The organism is Zobellella sp. DQSA1 (assembly GCF_041950555.1).
Taxonomy (GTDB): domain Bacteria; phylum Pseudomonadota; class Gammaproteobacteria; order Enterobacterales; family Aeromonadaceae; genus Oceanimonas.
Window position 1 is genome coordinate 937,041 of record NZ_CP169531.1, and the last position, 15,665, is coordinate 952,705.

Annotated in this window: 9 protein-coding genes and 1 pseudogene; 5 read left to right on the plus strand and 5 right to left on the minus strand. The window is 55.0% G+C overall.

Annotation, left to right across the window (positions count from 1 at the left end; all coding sequences use genetic code 11):
* Nucleotides 1-82: 82 nt before the first annotated feature.
* The 4 genes and pseudogenes from ACEVBK_RS04520 to ACEVBK_RS04535 all read right to left on the minus strand — a co-directional run bounded on the left by ACEVBK_RS04520 (nt 83) and on the right by ACEVBK_RS04535 (nt 7,436).
* The gene (locus tag ACEVBK_RS04520; RefSeq protein WP_375057400.1) at nt 83-778 is read right to left on the minus strand and encodes a DUF2971 domain-containing protein; all 696 of its coding nucleotides are present in this window, start codon (nt 776-778) and stop codon (nt 83-85) included.
* Nucleotides 779-1,355: 577 nt separating this feature from the next.
* Entirely contained in the window at nt 1,356-4,922 is a 3,567-nt protein-coding gene (locus ACEVBK_RS04525; RefSeq protein ID WP_375057401.1) for a hypothetical protein, read from the minus strand.
* 1,032 nt (nt 4,923-5,954) lie between these two features.
* Nucleotides 5,955-7,085: pseudogene (locus ACEVBK_RS04530) on the minus strand (ISAs1 family transposase).
* 120 nt (nt 7,086-7,205) lie between these two features.
* A complete protein-coding gene (locus ACEVBK_RS04535; protein ID WP_375057402.1) occupies nt 7,206-7,436 on the minus strand; it encodes a hypothetical protein in 231 nt (76 codons plus the stop codon).
* A 317-nt stretch (nt 7,437-7,753) separates the two neighbouring features.
* Here ACEVBK_RS04535 and ACEVBK_RS04540 point away from each other — a divergent pair, with 317 nt between their 5' ends.
* From ACEVBK_RS04540 to ACEVBK_RS04560, 5 genes are all read left to right on the plus strand, one after another.
* Nucleotides 7,754-8,335, plus strand: a complete 582-nt coding sequence (locus tag ACEVBK_RS04540; RefSeq protein WP_375057403.1) for an anthranilate synthase component II — start codon at nt 7,754-7,756, stop codon at nt 8,333-8,335.
* Between the two features lie 386 nt (nt 8,336-8,721).
* The gene (locus tag ACEVBK_RS04545) at nt 8,722-9,936 is read left to right on the plus strand and encodes an aspartate aminotransferase family protein (RefSeq protein ID WP_375057404.1); all 1,215 of its coding nucleotides are present in this window, start codon (nt 8,722-8,724) and stop codon (nt 9,934-9,936) included.
* A gap of 79 nt (nt 9,937-10,015) precedes the next feature.
* A complete protein-coding gene (astA, locus tag ACEVBK_RS04550; RefSeq protein ID WP_375057405.1) occupies nt 10,016-11,032 on the plus strand; it encodes an arginine N-succinyltransferase in 1,017 nt (338 codons plus the stop codon).
* A 4-nt stretch (nt 11,033-11,036) separates the two neighbouring features.
* Nucleotides 11,037-12,506 (plus strand): succinylglutamate-semialdehyde dehydrogenase, encoded by a 1,470-nt coding sequence (gene astD, locus ACEVBK_RS04555; RefSeq protein ID WP_375057406.1) that lies wholly within the window; start codon nt 11,037-11,039, stop codon nt 12,504-12,506.
* A 162-nt stretch (nt 12,507-12,668) separates the two neighbouring features.
* Nucleotides 12,669-13,469 carry a DUF1338 domain-containing protein gene (locus ACEVBK_RS04560; RefSeq protein WP_375057407.1) on the plus strand — a complete coding sequence of 267 codons (801 nt, stop codon included), beginning with the start codon at nt 12,669-12,671 and terminating at the stop codon, nt 13,467-13,469.
* A 118-nt stretch (nt 13,470-13,587) separates the two neighbouring features.
* Here the strand turns inward: ACEVBK_RS04560 and ACEVBK_RS04565 are convergent, their stop codons facing one another.
* Nucleotides 13,588-15,561: a TonB-dependent copper receptor gene (locus ACEVBK_RS04565; RefSeq protein WP_375057408.1), complete on the minus strand. Its 1,974-nt coding sequence runs from the start codon at nt 15,559-15,561 to the stop codon at nt 13,588-13,590.
* Nucleotides 15,562-15,665 lie beyond the last annotated feature (104 nt).

Genomic DNA, 15,665 nt, shown 5'->3' on the forward strand with positions numbered 1-15,665 from the left:
CCGCATAACACTGAAACCATAAGAATCAACGCATAACGAAAATGCCACGCGTTGGTCCCACATTAATTTTTTGTTAGCTGTTTTAATCAAGACTTTTTGCTAAGTTTTTAACTATATTTGCCTTGTCATCATTCATTTCACTGATTTTAGTAATCAATGAATGATTGGGAAGGAGATGTTCTCTAAGCTTTCCAACAGCAGCTATATCTAATTTGTACTTATTCGGGTTTGATTTAATTTCAAAGAATAAAAAATCCTTTTTATTTTTATTTAAGTCTAAAAGGTGATGGCAGGCCGCCGCAATGTTCTCTCTATCATTGTTAGAAGTCTTTGAGCCAAAAATAATCCCTTTAATGTTGTCTTGGGAAACCTTCAGTGTTCTTAATGGTGAAGCTAAGTTGGTATATGTTGGGAATATTAGTCGATATTCAGATTCATACCGCCAATCAGAATATTTTAAGAGACCAATATTATCTTCTTCTAGTAAGTTTGTATCACCAGTTAATGATTCAGGAACATCATAATGAGATTCTTCTTCTGTAAATCTAAAGTAACGAATTAATCTTCGGAATGCATTAACTTTGGCAGGGTTCTGCGCATAAATTACCTTTTTAAACTCTAAACTACACTCATTATATAACCCTATTTCATATGTTTTGTTTTCTTTATGTCGTACACCATTTAGTATTTTTAAGTCTGAGCTTAAATTTATAATGTTATTGTGCGTTTCATAAATAGTTATAAAGCCCTTTTCTGCTGCTCCATAATGTCCCCACATGGTTGGATTGGTAGCATTTGTTGAAAAGGCAGAAATATATTTAATCTCGGTTAAATCATCTTGTAGGTTTGAATTAAAAACGTTCTCAAATGATTCAGTGATATATCTTAGCTCTATTTCACTTAAACTAGAACATACTTCATCGATGATCGTGTTTCGTAAGAGCTCTCTTGCATCAAGTAGTGCAATGTTTTTTAATCTTCTTTTTGATTTTATTTTCTTGTGAATTATTTTACCTAATGGAATTAATTTTTTTTGCTATTGTTGATTCAGGTTTTACTCTTAGATTTATGCATATATTAACCAGAATGTAATCAATAAGTCTCGCCCATATTTCGTCAGCCCCATCAAAAACGAACTTTGGTTTGCATTCATGTGTGTCGTTAAGTTCATTGGGTGATGCAAAATATATCTCACCTCGTTTCAACATCGAAAGAGATAACGGAGTAATGCTCTGATACTTAAAAAAATACATTAGGTCTCCATGCAACTAACGCCGCCAGCAGGCGACCATTTGTAGTGGAACCGAAGGCGCAACGAAAAAGGTCCGACAACATGCGCTTGTTATACGGTATTCTCAATAGGGTCTCCCACCATTGGAAATTATTCTTTCTGCATCTCGGTCATAGCTGTCAGCAACATCACGCAAAGTGGTGGCCAGTCGCTGGTATCCAGCATTCTCCACGGCCTCTGCTTTCCCCCGGTACTTCTCTGCAAGAGCCTTTTCCGGTTTAGCCTCAGGATCAATAGTATGGGCACCTCGAGAATTTCGAACACTAGTGCTATACCCGTTCCGTAAGCTGGATCGATCCCTATTATTCATTGCTTCTGCAATAACGGGGTGTATCCATAGGCCGTTCGGCCCTTCAGGAGAGTGAATAAGTACATCGCCTAGTTGAATTAGTGCGACATCATAATGCCCTGAAGCTTTAACTATCTCTTCCATTGCCATTAACCATTCTGAGAATGCTTTTGGGTTAAACTCCCCATCTGGTTGAGTGCCTGGAACTGTGCTCCATGTGGAGAGCAGGTGATACGCGTTGGTGGCAATATTGCGACTCTGTTCAGTTGACTCTGCTGCATCAGACTCAACGCCCTCTGCACGATATATCAGCTGAATCAGCTCACAGAAAAAGCTAGGGGTGGATGCCAACCTGTTTTCCAAGGTCACTGGTGAACCTTCAGAATGTCGATCCAGCAAAGAAACATATGCCCATTCAACCTGAAAGAGCTTATCTTCGTCTGTGTCATCATTCTCTTGAAGGGACTTAATGATTTGCGTTATATGATAACTGTCGATTCTTCCCGCTTGGTCTTCTGACTGCACAAGCGCCAACAATGCCTCACAAGCAAGTTCAGGGTTAATATCCTTTTTATTAAAGAGGTTTCTCGATAATCCATCAATGACAGCATTTGGTCTATCATGCTCGAGAAGTTTTACTAATGCATACTCAGTATCATCATCAGTCTGGTAAGTGTTAGCCCCTGTACTTCTCCAGTATTCGTATTCATTCTCGCCAAGTAACTGCGCGGCTCTATCCCATGCATCTTTACCAAAAGGCAAAGCGCAGAGCAGATTGGAAATCTGTTTTGGTTTCCACTCTGACTTATCTATATCATCAAACCATTGCCAGCCGCCCATATATCTACGATGCCATGCATATGAGGCGACTAGAGACCAGCTCTTTTGCTCTGTCATATCGAGTAAGCCAGGCAATAGCTCTGCATCAAAGTCTAGCCTGTCAAAACCTGCGAGCACTTCTCCGACTAGGTGGGAATTTTTCACCTCTGACGAAAACTCTAGCGCTTTATCGATACCGCCTTCAGTTAAAATATCTTCTATGGCAGCCTTACGAACCTGGAATAGTTTCTTCTGCTCTTCCCGCCAATCACCATCACCTTCGTAGAGGTAGGAATCTGAGTCAGAGAATAACCTCCTGTGTAATAAGCTTGGAGTATTTGGAGCCAGCTTATCGGCAAGCTCCTCCAGTGGTACAAGAGATTCGTCCCCGAGTGACCATTCGGCCTCAGGGAAACGACGATGACGTGCAATTAACTTGCACAATTTGCTCCAGATAGGCAGCCGTTCCTGTTCCGGTAAGCTTAAACAATGGTCCGACAATAGTTTGCGTCTCAACGCTTCCGATGCGGGTGATGGCAGGTGGTCATAGTTTTCCGCGAGTGATGCGAGCTTTGCTGTATCAAAGTCAGCTTGCTCCACTATAAGCTCGGCACAGAATCGAGATTGCTCCCAATACTCACCGTTTGTAACCCCTTTTTCCCAATCTTCAGGAACTATTTTTCTCCAAACAGGCTTGTGAGTTCCCGACGTTGTGGAGTGCTGGTTAGGCAATAAACTTTCAAGCAGCTTCCATGCAACTTCTGGCTGTTCGGCACATATTGTTTTCAAAGCGGCCTGCCGCTTCTCAATTGAAGCCAACGTATGGGGCATCCATGGTAGGAAAATATCCGTTAAGGAATTTCCTGGCCTATTTGCCCAATTGCCTCCTGGATCATGTGACGCTATCTCCGCCAAAACAACCGTAGACCGACTCAAGTGCACATCATCCCAAGCAATGCCTTCAAGTGCCCATAGCAAACCAGTTATATAGCTTCTACCAAAAACGCCAGTATCTTCTTGCTCAAATAACGTATCAAATGGAGAGTGAGAGGCGGCTATAGCATTTTCTACAGCAGAAAGAAATTCACCTGGATGAGCTTCAGAAAGAGTAGGAAGTAAGCTGTTGAGGCTCCCCCAACGCAGCCAGTCACTATTCTCAAAAAGTTCACGGATTGATAATGCCGCGATACTGTCAGCCTTACCTAGGCTGCAATTTGATAATGATGCATGCTGGCTACCAACTAGTGCCAGTGTTTCGGTTAACCCCGCACGTAAATTGCCTGAGTGTGGGAGCACCTTACCATGAATGGCAGCTGCGTACCGCTCATCGCCCGGCAAATCAAACGACGGATCGTTGACACGAAGGACCTCTAATGCAACGGCTTTTAAAGTATCCAAGTGGTCATCGAAAAGTCTGCCGCCTAAGTCTTGCCATGATTGCAAGCGCTCCTTGAAGCTCCAAAGACCATTTTTGTAGGTTAAAGGGGTATCGTGAACCTGCAGCGTTTCCCTCAGGTCAGTTATCCAGTCACTATACTTCTCACCAACCACCTGACTGACCACTTCAAGATCTGCCTCATTGGACTCATTCCAACTACCAAGTAGCATTGCTAGAGCCAACTTTGAAGCTGACGCATGCTGATTCCAGTCAGTACCGATAGGTTTATCTGTTACTTCAGCTTCACCAACAGCTACTTCCCTGGTCAAACCCTCCGGGATATGGGTAATCTCAGGTTCTTTAAAATGCTCGACCAGATCCTCAGATAGTGTTTCGACTGTGATTGTCCCGGCATACTGATTGAAGTCTTGTACTTCGCTAAGGATCTGATACCAAATTTTATCTGGAAGATCTTTGTTAAATTGGGAAATGTGCGACTGTAATAGCGACGACATGACACTTCCCTTCTTAGCCAGATCGTAGCCAAGAAGGTGGAAGTGTTTCAGAAATTCATATAAGTCAGTGTTATCAACATCATGACCACCATTAGCGGCCTTTAGTTGTATCTTGAAAGCTTCAAGCTTAGTTCTAACTGTATCCGAGCAGAAATTCGCACGGGCAACCTGAGTGATAAATTCGTCAGCATCACGGGTGTGGCGAGCCTGTTCCAATAGACCATTTACTCCATCGGTATCCGTTGCATTAATAGGCCCTGTGATTAATGCGATGATATCTTTTCCTTTAGTAAAAACATCCGTATTGTTAAAATCCTTCCAAGCAGCCTGGACAACCTCGGCAAAAAGCTTACTTTTAGCGGTAATCGCAATAGAGTTTTTAACTTGGCCGAGTAATCGGCGGCGTTCATTGGTTGCTGGATTCTCAACAAAAACAATCAGGTCATCGGTACCATATCCGGCAACCGCACCTTGTAGCTTAATCTCTACAATTGGCCAAGAGGGTAAGCATGGAGCATAGCCTCCACTTAGCATTAACGTGACAAACGTGGCTTGGATATTGGCTTCAAACCTTGAACCACCACTGCCAGTAGAAAATGGATTACTAAGTTGTTTGCCAGCGCCTACCATCGATTTAATTTTTCCTTCTATTTTTTGATATGCTTTTTAAGGCAATACACTTGCCGATGAACACATGCCGTATAACGCTGCCAACAGCGGCCGAGCATAGCGAGGTCCAGCGCACAAAGTGCGCGATGCTGATTGGCCTTGTGTACGCCCGGCATGGGCATGAACTGATGGGGTGAAAGTCCCCTGTAGGAGAACCAACGTCGATGGAGAGCTGTGCTGATCATACTGTTCCCTGTGAGTGGTTGATTTCCTTCACTTTCGTCCATTGAACGATAACTACTAGCCGAAGGCAAGGGCTTCGCCGCAAGGTGGGGTCTGAAGCAAGCCCGAGCGCAAAGCTGCGAGCCGACGAACAGAAATCACATACGAGGCTTAGCTCTGGGAGTCTGCACAAGAAGACGAAGTCCGCTGGTTCAGGAGCAAAGTAAATGTGGCGGTTGTGCAGCGAAGGTCCATGTCCTGCTCTTGAAACAAAGAGGGGGGAGATCTGCTTAACCCGCGATCGGTCACCCACCCAGTCTGGCCACTGGTTTCAACAGGCCCGGCGTGCAGGCCCCATCAACCTGTACGAGCAAAACCGATGACCACCGATAGCGCCCTGCGGGGTAACCCGTCGGGTGATTAAGCAGAAATCAGCAGACGGCATAGTAGCCAAAGGCCCGGCGTAATGGCCGGGACAGGGTGAAAGCCTGAACACCTGGAACAAAGGAGGAGCCTTGTCAGACTTGAATACACGAATGCCGCCCGGCAATGACGTGACTCAGCGTCATGACCCGAAGCCAGCCTTTAGCCACGATCTGTTCGAACACGTTTTGCCGCGGGCAAACCTGCAAGCTGCTTGGATCCGCGTTCGAGCCAACAAGGGGGCGCCGGGTATCGATGGCATGACCATCGAGGCGTTCCCCGCCTGGGCCAAATCCGGTCACTGGAAAAGCGTGGTCACCGAACTGGAAACCGGTCGCTATCGGCCGTCTCCGGTACGGCGGGTGGAGATCGACAAACTGGATGGCGGCAAACGCCAACAGGGCAATATTACGAAACCCCCGGTCCTGCCAAGACTTGCGACAGGTAGGCGTTGTTTCGGCTGGCCCGCTTTTGTTTGCGCTTCATCCCGGCCTTGAAGCTGGTGTCTGCCTTCAACGCATTAAAGGCGATATGCCGGATGGTGGCCATATTCTCGCCGGCCTGCTCACGGCGGATGCGGCAGTCGTCTTCACGCATGCCCACGTCAAGCTGCCAGTGCAGCTGGGATTCTATCGACCAGTGGGAACGGGTCGCTTCCAGCAGCTCCTTGGCCGACAGCGTGGCTGAGCTGATGTAATAGCGCACCTTGATGTCCTTGGCCGGTTCGCCGCCCACTTCCCGTATGGCCGCCACTATCCCTAAGGTTTTCAGCCCCGGCCATTCAAACACCAAGTCTCCCAGGATAGAGAGATCATCCACCGCCAGGCTCAGCCGGGTTTCCTTGCGGCCATGGCCACTTTCCTGCGTGCTGTAGCTGTCACTATCGGGATGCTGAAACATCTCCATCCGGAAGTAATTATTGAAGGTTTCCTCCAGCTTGGGTTGGTTGCCTTTCACCGCCAGCAGGTAGTCCGCACCTTTGTTGAGCACCTTCTGGGCGATGGCCCGCTGGCAGCCCATGGCATCGATGGTCACCAGACAACCCCTGATACTGAGCAGCTCCAACAGCTCCGGAATGGCGGTGATCTCATTGGACTTTGCATCGGTTTTGACCTGGCATAGCACCACCTGATTGGCGGCGCTGAACGCCGACACCATGTGGATGGTGCCTTACCGGCGGCCCTTGTCGTAACTGCGCCGCAGGGTTTTGCCGTCGATGGTAATCACTTCGCCTGCGGTGGCCACGTGACACTCTTTCATCCAGGCGGCAAAGCTCTTTCGCAACTGCGTGGCCGAAAGCATGCCCATCACCCGGGCGATGGTATCGTGCACCGAAACCCCGTTCTCGAAGTCGCCATACTGGCGCAGCCAGTCGAGGTGATCGACACCGAAATCCTCGATTTCCTCCCACCCTTCGGCGCCGCCAATGACGGCCACGATGGTGAGGAAAAGGATGTCCGAGAGCTTGTGCTCCACCTTCCATTGCTGGCGTGGGTCACTGATGATGGAGAGGTGCTGCAAGAGGCCGAGTCCGTTCATGGCGATCATCTGTCGTTGAAAAGACAGCATATGATCACAGCTGATATTGATCGTCAAAGCGATCCTTCCCAATCGAGATTTTTCTTCAAAAAATGTGCGCTCCGCTGTACAAGGTGGCTGTTAGTGTTTAAATTTAAAACCCGCCGAAAGCCTTGTCAGATAAGGCTTTTTCATGATCTTGCCCTGGACCAACAGCCAATGAGAACAGAGCCATATAAACACAGTATTTGTGGTCGTATGGAGCCGCTCGGTTTTATTGAGCGGATCCGTCAAAAGCTCGGATTGTGGCGGTACGGCCACGCTACCGCCCTGATGTTCCAGGCCATCCTTCCCTGCCACCACGGTTTCCATACAGAAACCATTCTGGACACTGGGTGGGAATGGGGCAATTGCAAAAAGGCATAAAGGCCGTGCAAAACGCCCAAATGGTGTATTTTTGAACGAAATGCTGCCGGCAGGCGCTGTCCCGGTTTCAAACCATAGGGTGCTTCAGGCGCATTTGTTAAAGCAGGAACCGGGTGAGGTTGGACAGCGGGTGGATAGATGCGAGAATACGGTTTTCTCGTGCATGCCGTTGCGGTCCCGGGTTTGGGTGTCAAATGAAATTGCGGCCGGCAAGGCAATGATTGACCATTTTTATTATTTTAAATCAAATAGATAAGTTAAATATGCTGTTGATGATCGACAACTACGACTCCTTTACCTGGAACCTGGTGCAGTACTTCGGTGAGCTGGGGCAGGAGGTGGTGGTGCGCCGCAACGACGAGATCGCCCTGGACGAGATCGCCGCGCTGGCGCCGCGGGGGCTGGTGATCTCGCCCGGGCCCTGCACGCCGAACGAGGCGGGGGTGTCGCTGGCGGCCATCACCCGGTTTGCCGGCGTCATGCCCATCCTCGGCGTCTGCCTGGGGCACCAGGCCATCGCCCAGGCTTTCGGCGGGCGGGTGGTACGCGCCCGCCAGGTGATGCACGGCAAGACCTCGGCCATCCGCCATATCGGCCGTGGGGTGTTCAAGGGGCTGCCGGATCCGCTTACCGTCACCCGTTACCACTCCCTGGTGGTGGATACCGCCAGCCTGCCGGACTGTTTCGAACTGACTGCCTGGACCGAAACCGCCGCGGGCGGGCGGGACGAGATCATGGGCATGCGGCATCGCCGCCTGCCCCTGCACAGCGTACAGTTCCATCCCGAGAGCATCCTTACCGAAGGCGGCCATCGCCTGCTGCAGAACTTCATCGAACTTATTTGAGTCCTTTCCTGGTGCCGTCTGCGGCCCATTAGAAATCCTGCTGTCGGCTTCTACTATTAGTTTTACTTATCGGGGCTATCAGTGTTTTTCGTTCGTCAGCGGCCCTTATCCCGGGAATAATGCGGTTTCCGTCTGCCGGGCAGGCCGCTGAAAAATTTTTCGGTTGCCCTTTTATGCATCCCGGGTGCTGGTCGCAGCCGGGGCCGGCGGTTTTGATGCGAGCTTATGCAATATAAATGACTATATTTTTTATTGTTACCGAATAAATGACTAAAATATTTGGTATGTATAGAGACAAGTCACCAGTGTTTTGCAATAATGCTCGCGTGTTTACATGGATTTAACTTTTGTCGCAGAGCAAGCTGCGGTATCTGGAGGAGATAAGCATGTCTGATATGGCAGTCACCCGCGAATTATTCGACCAGGTCATGGTCCCCAACTATGCCCCCGCCCAGGTGATCCCGGTTCGGGGCCAGGGCGCCCGGCTATGGGATCAGCAGGGCCGGGAATACATCGATTTTGCCGGCGGTATTGCGGTCAACTGTCTGGGCCATTGCCATCCGGCACTGGTCTCCGCACTGAAGGAGCAGGGTGAAAAACTCTGGCACCTGAGCAACGTGATGACCAACGAGCCGGCCCTGCGCCTGGCCAAGAAACTGGTGGACGCCACCTTCGCCGAGAAGGTGTATTTCTGCAACTCCGGCGCCGAGGCCAACGAAGCGGCCCTCAAGCTGGCCCGTCGTTACGCCATCGATAACTTTGGTCCGGAAAAAACCCAAATCATCGCCTTCACCCAGGGGTTCCACGGTCGTACCTTCTTTACCGTCACCGTCGGGGGCCAGGCCGCCTATTCCGACGGTTTCGGTCCCAAGCCGGCCGACGTCGACCATGTGCCCTACAACGATCTGGCCGCGCTCAAGGCGCTGATTTCCGATCGCACCTGTGCCGTGGTGATGGAGCCGCTGCAAGGGGAAGGCGGCATTATCAGCCCCGAGCCGGCCTTCGTGCAGGCGGTACGCGAGCTGTGCGACCAGCACAATGCGCTACTGGTGTTCGACGAAGTGCAGACCGGTGTGGGTCGTACCGGCGCCCTCTATGCCTACATGGATCTGGGCGTAACGCCCGATATCCTCACCAGCGCCAAGGCCCTGGGTGGCGGTTTCCCCATCGGCGCCATGCTCACCACCACCAGGATTGCGGCAGCCCTCAAGGTTGGCACCCACGGCTCTACCTACGGCGGTAACCCCCTGGCCTGTGCGGTGGCCGAGGCGGCCTTCGACACCGTCAAGGATCCGGCGGTACTGAACGGCGTGAAAGAACGGGAAACCTGGTACCGGGAAGGGCTGGAAGCCATCAATGCCAAGTACGGCTGCTTCGGGCAGATCCGCGGCAAGGGCCTGCTGCTCGGCTGCGTGATGAACGAGCAGTATCAGGGCCGTGCCCGCGACTTCCTGCTGGCGGCGATGGAAGAACAGCTGATGGTGCTGATCGCCGGCGCCAATGTGGTTCGTTTCGCCCCTTCCCTGGTGATCACCAAGGAAGAGGTGGCCGAAGGGCTGGCCCGCTTCGAGCGTGCCGTGGCCCGGGTTGTGAACGGCTAAATACATTCCGGCGACAGGTATTAAGAGCGGGGCAGGGTTGCCTCGCTCTGGTCGCCAATAGCGTAATAAGGAGTTCTGCATGTTGGTGATTCGCCCCATCGAGCAGAGAGATTTTCCCACCCTCAAGCAGATCGCCATCGAGTCCGGCCATGGGTTTACCTCGCTGCCGGTCAATGACGAGTTGTTGCAAAACAAGATTGATCATTCCATCTCTTCGTTTTCCTGCCGGCCGGCGGGCAAGGGAGAATGCCTGTATTTCTTTGTGGCGGAAGACAGCGACACCGGCGAGGTGCTGGGCACCACCGCCCTGGATGCGGCCGTCGGCCTGTCTTCACCCTTTTATACCTACTTGCTGGGCAAGCAGGTACACAGCTCGCGCAAGCTGGGCATCTACAACGTGGTGGAAACCCTGACCCTGACCAACGACTACACCGGGGTCAGTGAGTTGTGCACCCTGTTCCTGCGCGAGCAGGCGCGGGAAGGGATGAACAGCCGGCTGTTGTCCAAGTGCCGTTTCCTGTTCCTGGCCGAGTTTTCCGAGCTGTTCGACCATCGTATCCTGGCCGAAATGCGCGGTGTCTCCGACGACGGCGGTAACAGCCCCTTCTGGAGCTGGCTGCAGGAGCACTTTTTCTCCATGGACTTCCCCACGGTCGATTATCTTACCGGTATCGGTCACAAAGGTTTTATCGCCGATCTGATGCCCAAGTACCCGATCTACGTCAATCTGTTGTCGAAAGAGGCGAGGGCGGTGATCGGCAAGACCCACGACAAGACCCGGCCGGCCCTGCGTCTGCTGGAGGAAGAAGGCTTCTCCTGGCGCGGCTATGTCGACATCTTCGACGCCGGCCCCAGCGTGGAGTGCGACCTCAAGCAGATCCGCACCGTGCGCAACAGCCGCCGGCTGACGGTGCAGGTTGGCCATCCGGTACATGCCGGCAAGTATCTGATCAGCAACACCCGGTTCGACGCTTTCCGGGCCCTGATCGGTGACATGGCGGTCAATGAAGAAAAAGCCCAGGCGGTGATGACCCCAGAGGTTGCCCGCCTGCTCAAGGTGGAAGACGGCGACAGCGTCCGGGTAGTGGAGATGTAAGGCGATGACTCAAGCAGTGCAATATATCAATGGTCAATGGCTGGCGGGCGAGGGCGAGGTGTTCGTCTCCCTGGATCCGGCCAGGAATGAAGAAATCTGGCGCGGCGCGGCCGCCAGCCCCGAACAGGTGGATGTGGCCATCGCCGCCGCCCGCGAAGCGTCCGTGGCCTGGGCCGAGCGACCGGTCGAAGAGCGGCTGGCCATCGCCAGGCGCTATGCCGAACAGCTCAACGAGCACAAGGAAAGCCTGGCGCAGCTCATCGCCCGGGAGACCGGCAAGCCCCGGTGGGAAACCCTGACCGAAGTGGCGGCCATGGTCGGCAAGGTCGGCATCTCCGAGAAGGCCTATTTCGAGCGTACCGGCACGGTGGAAAATCCCATGCCCGGTGCCCGTGCCTTCGTGCGTCACAAGCCCCACGGCGTGGTGGCGGTGTTCGGACCCTACAACTTCCCCGGCCACCTGCCCAACGGCCACATAGTGCCGGCGCTGATCGCCGGTAACACCGTGGTGTTCAAGCCGTCCGAGCTGACCCCCATGGTGGCCGAGGAGATGGTCAAACTGTGGGAGCAGGCCGGCCTGCCCGCCGGGGTGCTCAACCTGGTGCAGGGCGAGGTAGCCACCGGCAAGGCGCTGGCGGCCCATCCGGGTATCGACGGCCTGTTTTTCACCGGTTCGTCCCGCACCGGCAACCTGCTGCACAGCCAGTTCTCCGGCCAGCCGGGCAAGATCCTGGCCCTGGAGATGGGCGGCAACAACCCGCTGGTGGTGACCCAGGTGGAAGACGTGGACGCCGCCGTGCATACCATAGTGCAGTCCGCCTTTATTACCTCCGGCCAGCGCTGTACCTGCTCGCGCCGCCTGCTGCTGCCCAAGGGCGAGGCCGGCGATCGCATCCTGGCACGGCTGGTGGAGGTGACCAGGGCCATCCGGGTCGGCCAGTATGATGCGGATCCCCAGCCTTTCATGGGCTCGATGATCTCCGAGAAGGCGGCCAAGTCCATGGTGGCGGCCCAGGCCCACCTGCTGGCCCTGGGCGGCGAGTCGCTGCTGATGCTCAAGCACCTGCAGGCCGGCACCGGCCTGGTGTCGCCGGGTATCATCGACGTCACCGCCATTGGTGAGCTGCCGGATGAGGAATACTTCGGTCCGCTGTTGCAGGTGATCCGCTACCATGAGCTGCCCGAAGCGCTGGTCATTGCCAACAACACCCGCTACGGACTCTCGGCCGGGCTGCTGTCCGACAAACAGGAAGACTGGGACTACTTCTTCCGTCGCATCCGGGCCGGTATCGTCAACTGGAACAAGCCGATCACCGGCGCTTCCAGCGCCGCGCCTTTCGGCGGTATCGGCGAGAGCGGCAACCACAGGGCCAGTGCCTACTATGCGGCGGACTACTGCGCCTATCCGGTGGCGTCGGTGGAAGATGACAGGGTGACCATGCCGGCCAGCCTGTCGCCGGGGCTGCAGTTTTAACGCTCACATATTGAAGGCCCCGGCCCTGGCCGGGGTGGGGGAGGAGACAAGGTCGGCCGGCGCTCTCTGCCGGTCGGCAATAAGGTACTGAACGGCCGGGCGAGATACTCGGCCGGCCAGATTGTGTGAAATAGGGATGACCCCACAATAAGGAAAAAGAGCATGCACACTTCGGTTAATGAACTGTTCGGCGCCCTGTGGCAGGACTATCTGACGGTGACCCCCAGCGCCCTGGAGATCCACCAGCTGCTGGGCGGTGGCAAGGCCATCATCAACGATCACGTGGCTTTCCGTACTTTCCGCCACCCCAGGCTGGGCCTGGACAAGCTGGCAGCCCATGTGCTGGCTCTGGGCTACGAGGAGAAGGGCGAATACCACTTCGAGGCCAAGAAACTCTACGCCAAGCACTTCGAACACCCCACCGACGCCACCGCGCCCAAGGTGTTTATCAGCGAGCTGCTGCTGGAGCAGTGTTCTCCGGGGCTGCAGCGCATCGTCGCGGGCCTGATCGAACAGGTGGACGAGCAGTTGCCCGGACAGACCCACTTCCTCTATTCCGGCGCGCCCTGGAAGGTTTCTTATGCAGACTACAAGACCCTGCTGGAAGAGAGCGAGTATGCGGCCTGGCTGGCCGCCTATGGTTTCCGCGCCAATCACTTCACCGTCAGTGTCAACGAGCTGGACGGTTTCGACAGCCTGGAAGCGGTGAACAGTGCGCTCAAGCAGGCGGGTTTCCGGCTCAATGCCTCCGGTGGTGAAATCAAGGGTTCGCCCGAGGTGCTGCTGGAGCAGTCCTCCACCATGGCCGACACCGCCATCGTCGAGTTCAGCGACGGCAAGGCCGAGCTGCCGAGCTGCTTCTACGAGTTCGCCCTGCGCTATGCCAGGCCGGACGGCCGGCTCTATACCGGTTTCGTCGCCGCCTCGGCGGACAAGATTTTCGAGAGTACCAACGTCAATTGATAACAGCGGGGGGCCGGACTCCCCGCAGCTTGCCCACAACAAGAAGTGCCCTTTCGGCCATCGATGGCCGATACCTTCAACAGGGATGGCGTCACGGCGCCATCCCTGCTTTTTTTTGTCAGAAACTCAGCTGCAGCTCGGCCCACCACTGGCGGCCCGGCTCCGAAATCCGGCCGGTCTGCGGGTTGGCCCCGGCGAAGTAGGTTTCCTGCTTGTTGATGAACTCGCTGTAATCCTTGTCGAACAGGTTGTCGATACCGGCCGCCAGTTTCAGCCGGGCGTTGAGCCGCCAGCCGCCATTGACCGAGAATAGGGTAAAGCCGGAAGAAGGGCCCAGATCCTGGCCGACGATATTGCCCTGGCCCTCGGCAAAGCGGTGCTGGCCGGCCACGTTGCGCATCAGCAGGGCCAGCTCGTAGTCTCCGTTGTCGAAGCCCAGGCTGGTGTTGAACTCGAGCGGCGGAGTCTGGCCGAGGGGGATACCCTCGCTGTGATTCTGGCCATGGGTGTAAGCCAGGCTGGAGTTAATTGACCAGTCGGTGCCGAACTGCCAGCTGATCTCCGCCTCGCCCCCAAAGCGGCGGGCGTCCACATTGCGGGCCTTGGCGGGACCCAGGTTGTCGACCAGGATGAAGTCGTCCACATAGCCGGCAAACAGCGACAGGGAGCCGCTCAGCCCGCCCCGGCGGTACAGCGTGCCGATATCCAGCTGGTGGTTGGTCTCCGTGGCCAGATGGCTGTTGCGGTTGCGTTCCCAGAAGTCCGGCGCCCGCTCGGCCTGGCCGTAGCCGGCGTACCAGGTCCAGGCCTGCTGCCGGTGTTCGAGGCGCACGAAGCCGGCGTGCAGCCGGTAATCCTGCTGTTTGAGCGGGTTGCCGGCGGCGAGCTGCTCGAAACGGGCCCGGGTGTGATCGAGGCGCAGGCCGCTGATCAACAGCTGTCTTTCGTTCAGTTGCCAGTCGTCCTCCACGAAGAGGCCCCGGTTTTCGAACGTCTGGTTGTTCTGGTAAGCCTTGTTGCGGTAGCCGTCGGCCGCGGCCTGGGTCAGTCCCATTCCCATGCGCGACCGGTGCTCATCCTGCATCCAGTCCATTCCTACTTGGGTCTGGTGGCGGCCCAGGTTGAACTCGGCCATCAGCCGGGCGGTGTCGGTGGCGCGTTCCGGGTTCATGGCCCTGTACATGCCGCTGACCGGACGCAGGCTATAGTTGTCCATCACATGATCGACCAAGCTGCGGCCATATTGCAGTTGCAGCTTGCCCAGCCAGGGGCGTATCGCCTGACGCTCCAGCCTGATACCCCAGGCGTCCCGGTCGAACCGGCTGCCGTCCATCGCCCGGTCGGCATAGGCGGCCTCGCCCCGGCTGCGGTCGTAAGACAGCTCCAGCAGGCTGAGTTCGTCCGGAGTCAGGCCCAGTTGCAGGCTCTGGCTGTCTTTGTCATAGGCCGAATGGACCCGGTTACCGGCGCCGTCCCGGTAATCGCCGGCCTGGTTGTGGTTGGCATTGAGCCGGGCATAGCCATGCCGGTTGCCAAGGTCGATGGCGCCGAATGCATCGACGCGGTCGGCGCTGCCGGTGGTGAGGCTGCCGTCCAGGCTGAATTTCCCCTCGCCGTAATAACGGGGGTGGCGCAGAAACTGAACCGAGCCGGCGACCAGGCCGGGCCCCTGGGTCACGGTCTGCGGCCCCTTGGTGATCACCACCTCGTCGAAGGATTTTGGAAACAGATAGGCGGTGGGCGGATCCATGCGTCCGCCGCAGCCGCCGAGCACATAGCCGTTGTCGCTGGTAATGCTCAGCCTGGACCCGCCTAGCCCCCGAAACAGTGGGTCTCCCGACATTCCCCCCTTACGGGTGATGCTCATGTTGGGCACGGTCTTGAGCAGGCCGGCGCCGTCGGCAGCCGGAATCGGCTGCACCGGTGACTTGGGATCCAGGCTGATCCGGTTGGGGCCGTTCAGGGGTGAGGCGGTCACGATAATGCTGGTGGCGACGCTGCTCGACGGTGGTTCATCCTGGTAAGGCTGCCCGTGGGCGCCGTTCAGGGTGAGCAGGGGGAGGCTCAGGGAGAAAAGATAATGGTGTTTCATGGGCGCTGCCGTTAGCCTCTTGCTGGTTGGCGACAGAAAGGTCGCAACCTTTCGCTGCTGCAATGGCGGCAGACTCTATTTTCATCGGCCGGTGGGTACAATGC

Bases quoted from the DNA above. Each gene is read 5' to 3' on its own strand.
- astD (WP_375057406.1), top strand. From the start codon at position 11,037: ATGACTCAAGCAGTGCAATATATCAATGGTCAATGGCTGGCGGGCGAG.
- ACEVBK_RS04565 (WP_375057408.1), bottom strand. From the start codon at position 15,561: ATGAAACACCATTATCTTTTCTCCCTGAGCCTCCCCCTGCTCACCCTG.
- ACEVBK_RS04560 (WP_375057407.1), top strand. From the start codon at position 12,669: ATGCACACTTCGGTTAATGAACTGTTCGGCGCCCTGTGGCAGGACTAT.
- ACEVBK_RS04525 (WP_375057401.1), bottom strand. From the start codon at position 4,922: ATGGTAGGCGCTGGCAAACAACTTAGTAATCCATTTTCTACTGGCAGT.
- ACEVBK_RS04520 (WP_375057400.1), bottom strand. From the start codon at position 778: ATGTGGGGACATTATGGAGCAGCAGAAAAGGGCTTTATAACTATTTAT.
- ACEVBK_RS04535 (WP_375057402.1), bottom strand. From the start codon at position 7,436: ATGGAAACCGTGGTGGCAGGGAAGGATGGCCTGGAACATCAGGGCGGT.
- astA (WP_375057405.1), top strand. From the start codon at position 10,016: ATGTTGGTGATTCGCCCCATCGAGCAGAGAGATTTTCCCACCCTCAAG.
- ACEVBK_RS04545 (WP_375057404.1), top strand. From the start codon at position 8,722: ATGTCTGATATGGCAGTCACCCGCGAATTATTCGACCAGGTCATGGTC.
- ACEVBK_RS04540 (WP_375057403.1), top strand. From the start codon at position 7,754: ATGCTGTTGATGATCGACAACTACGACTCCTTTACCTGGAACCTGGTG.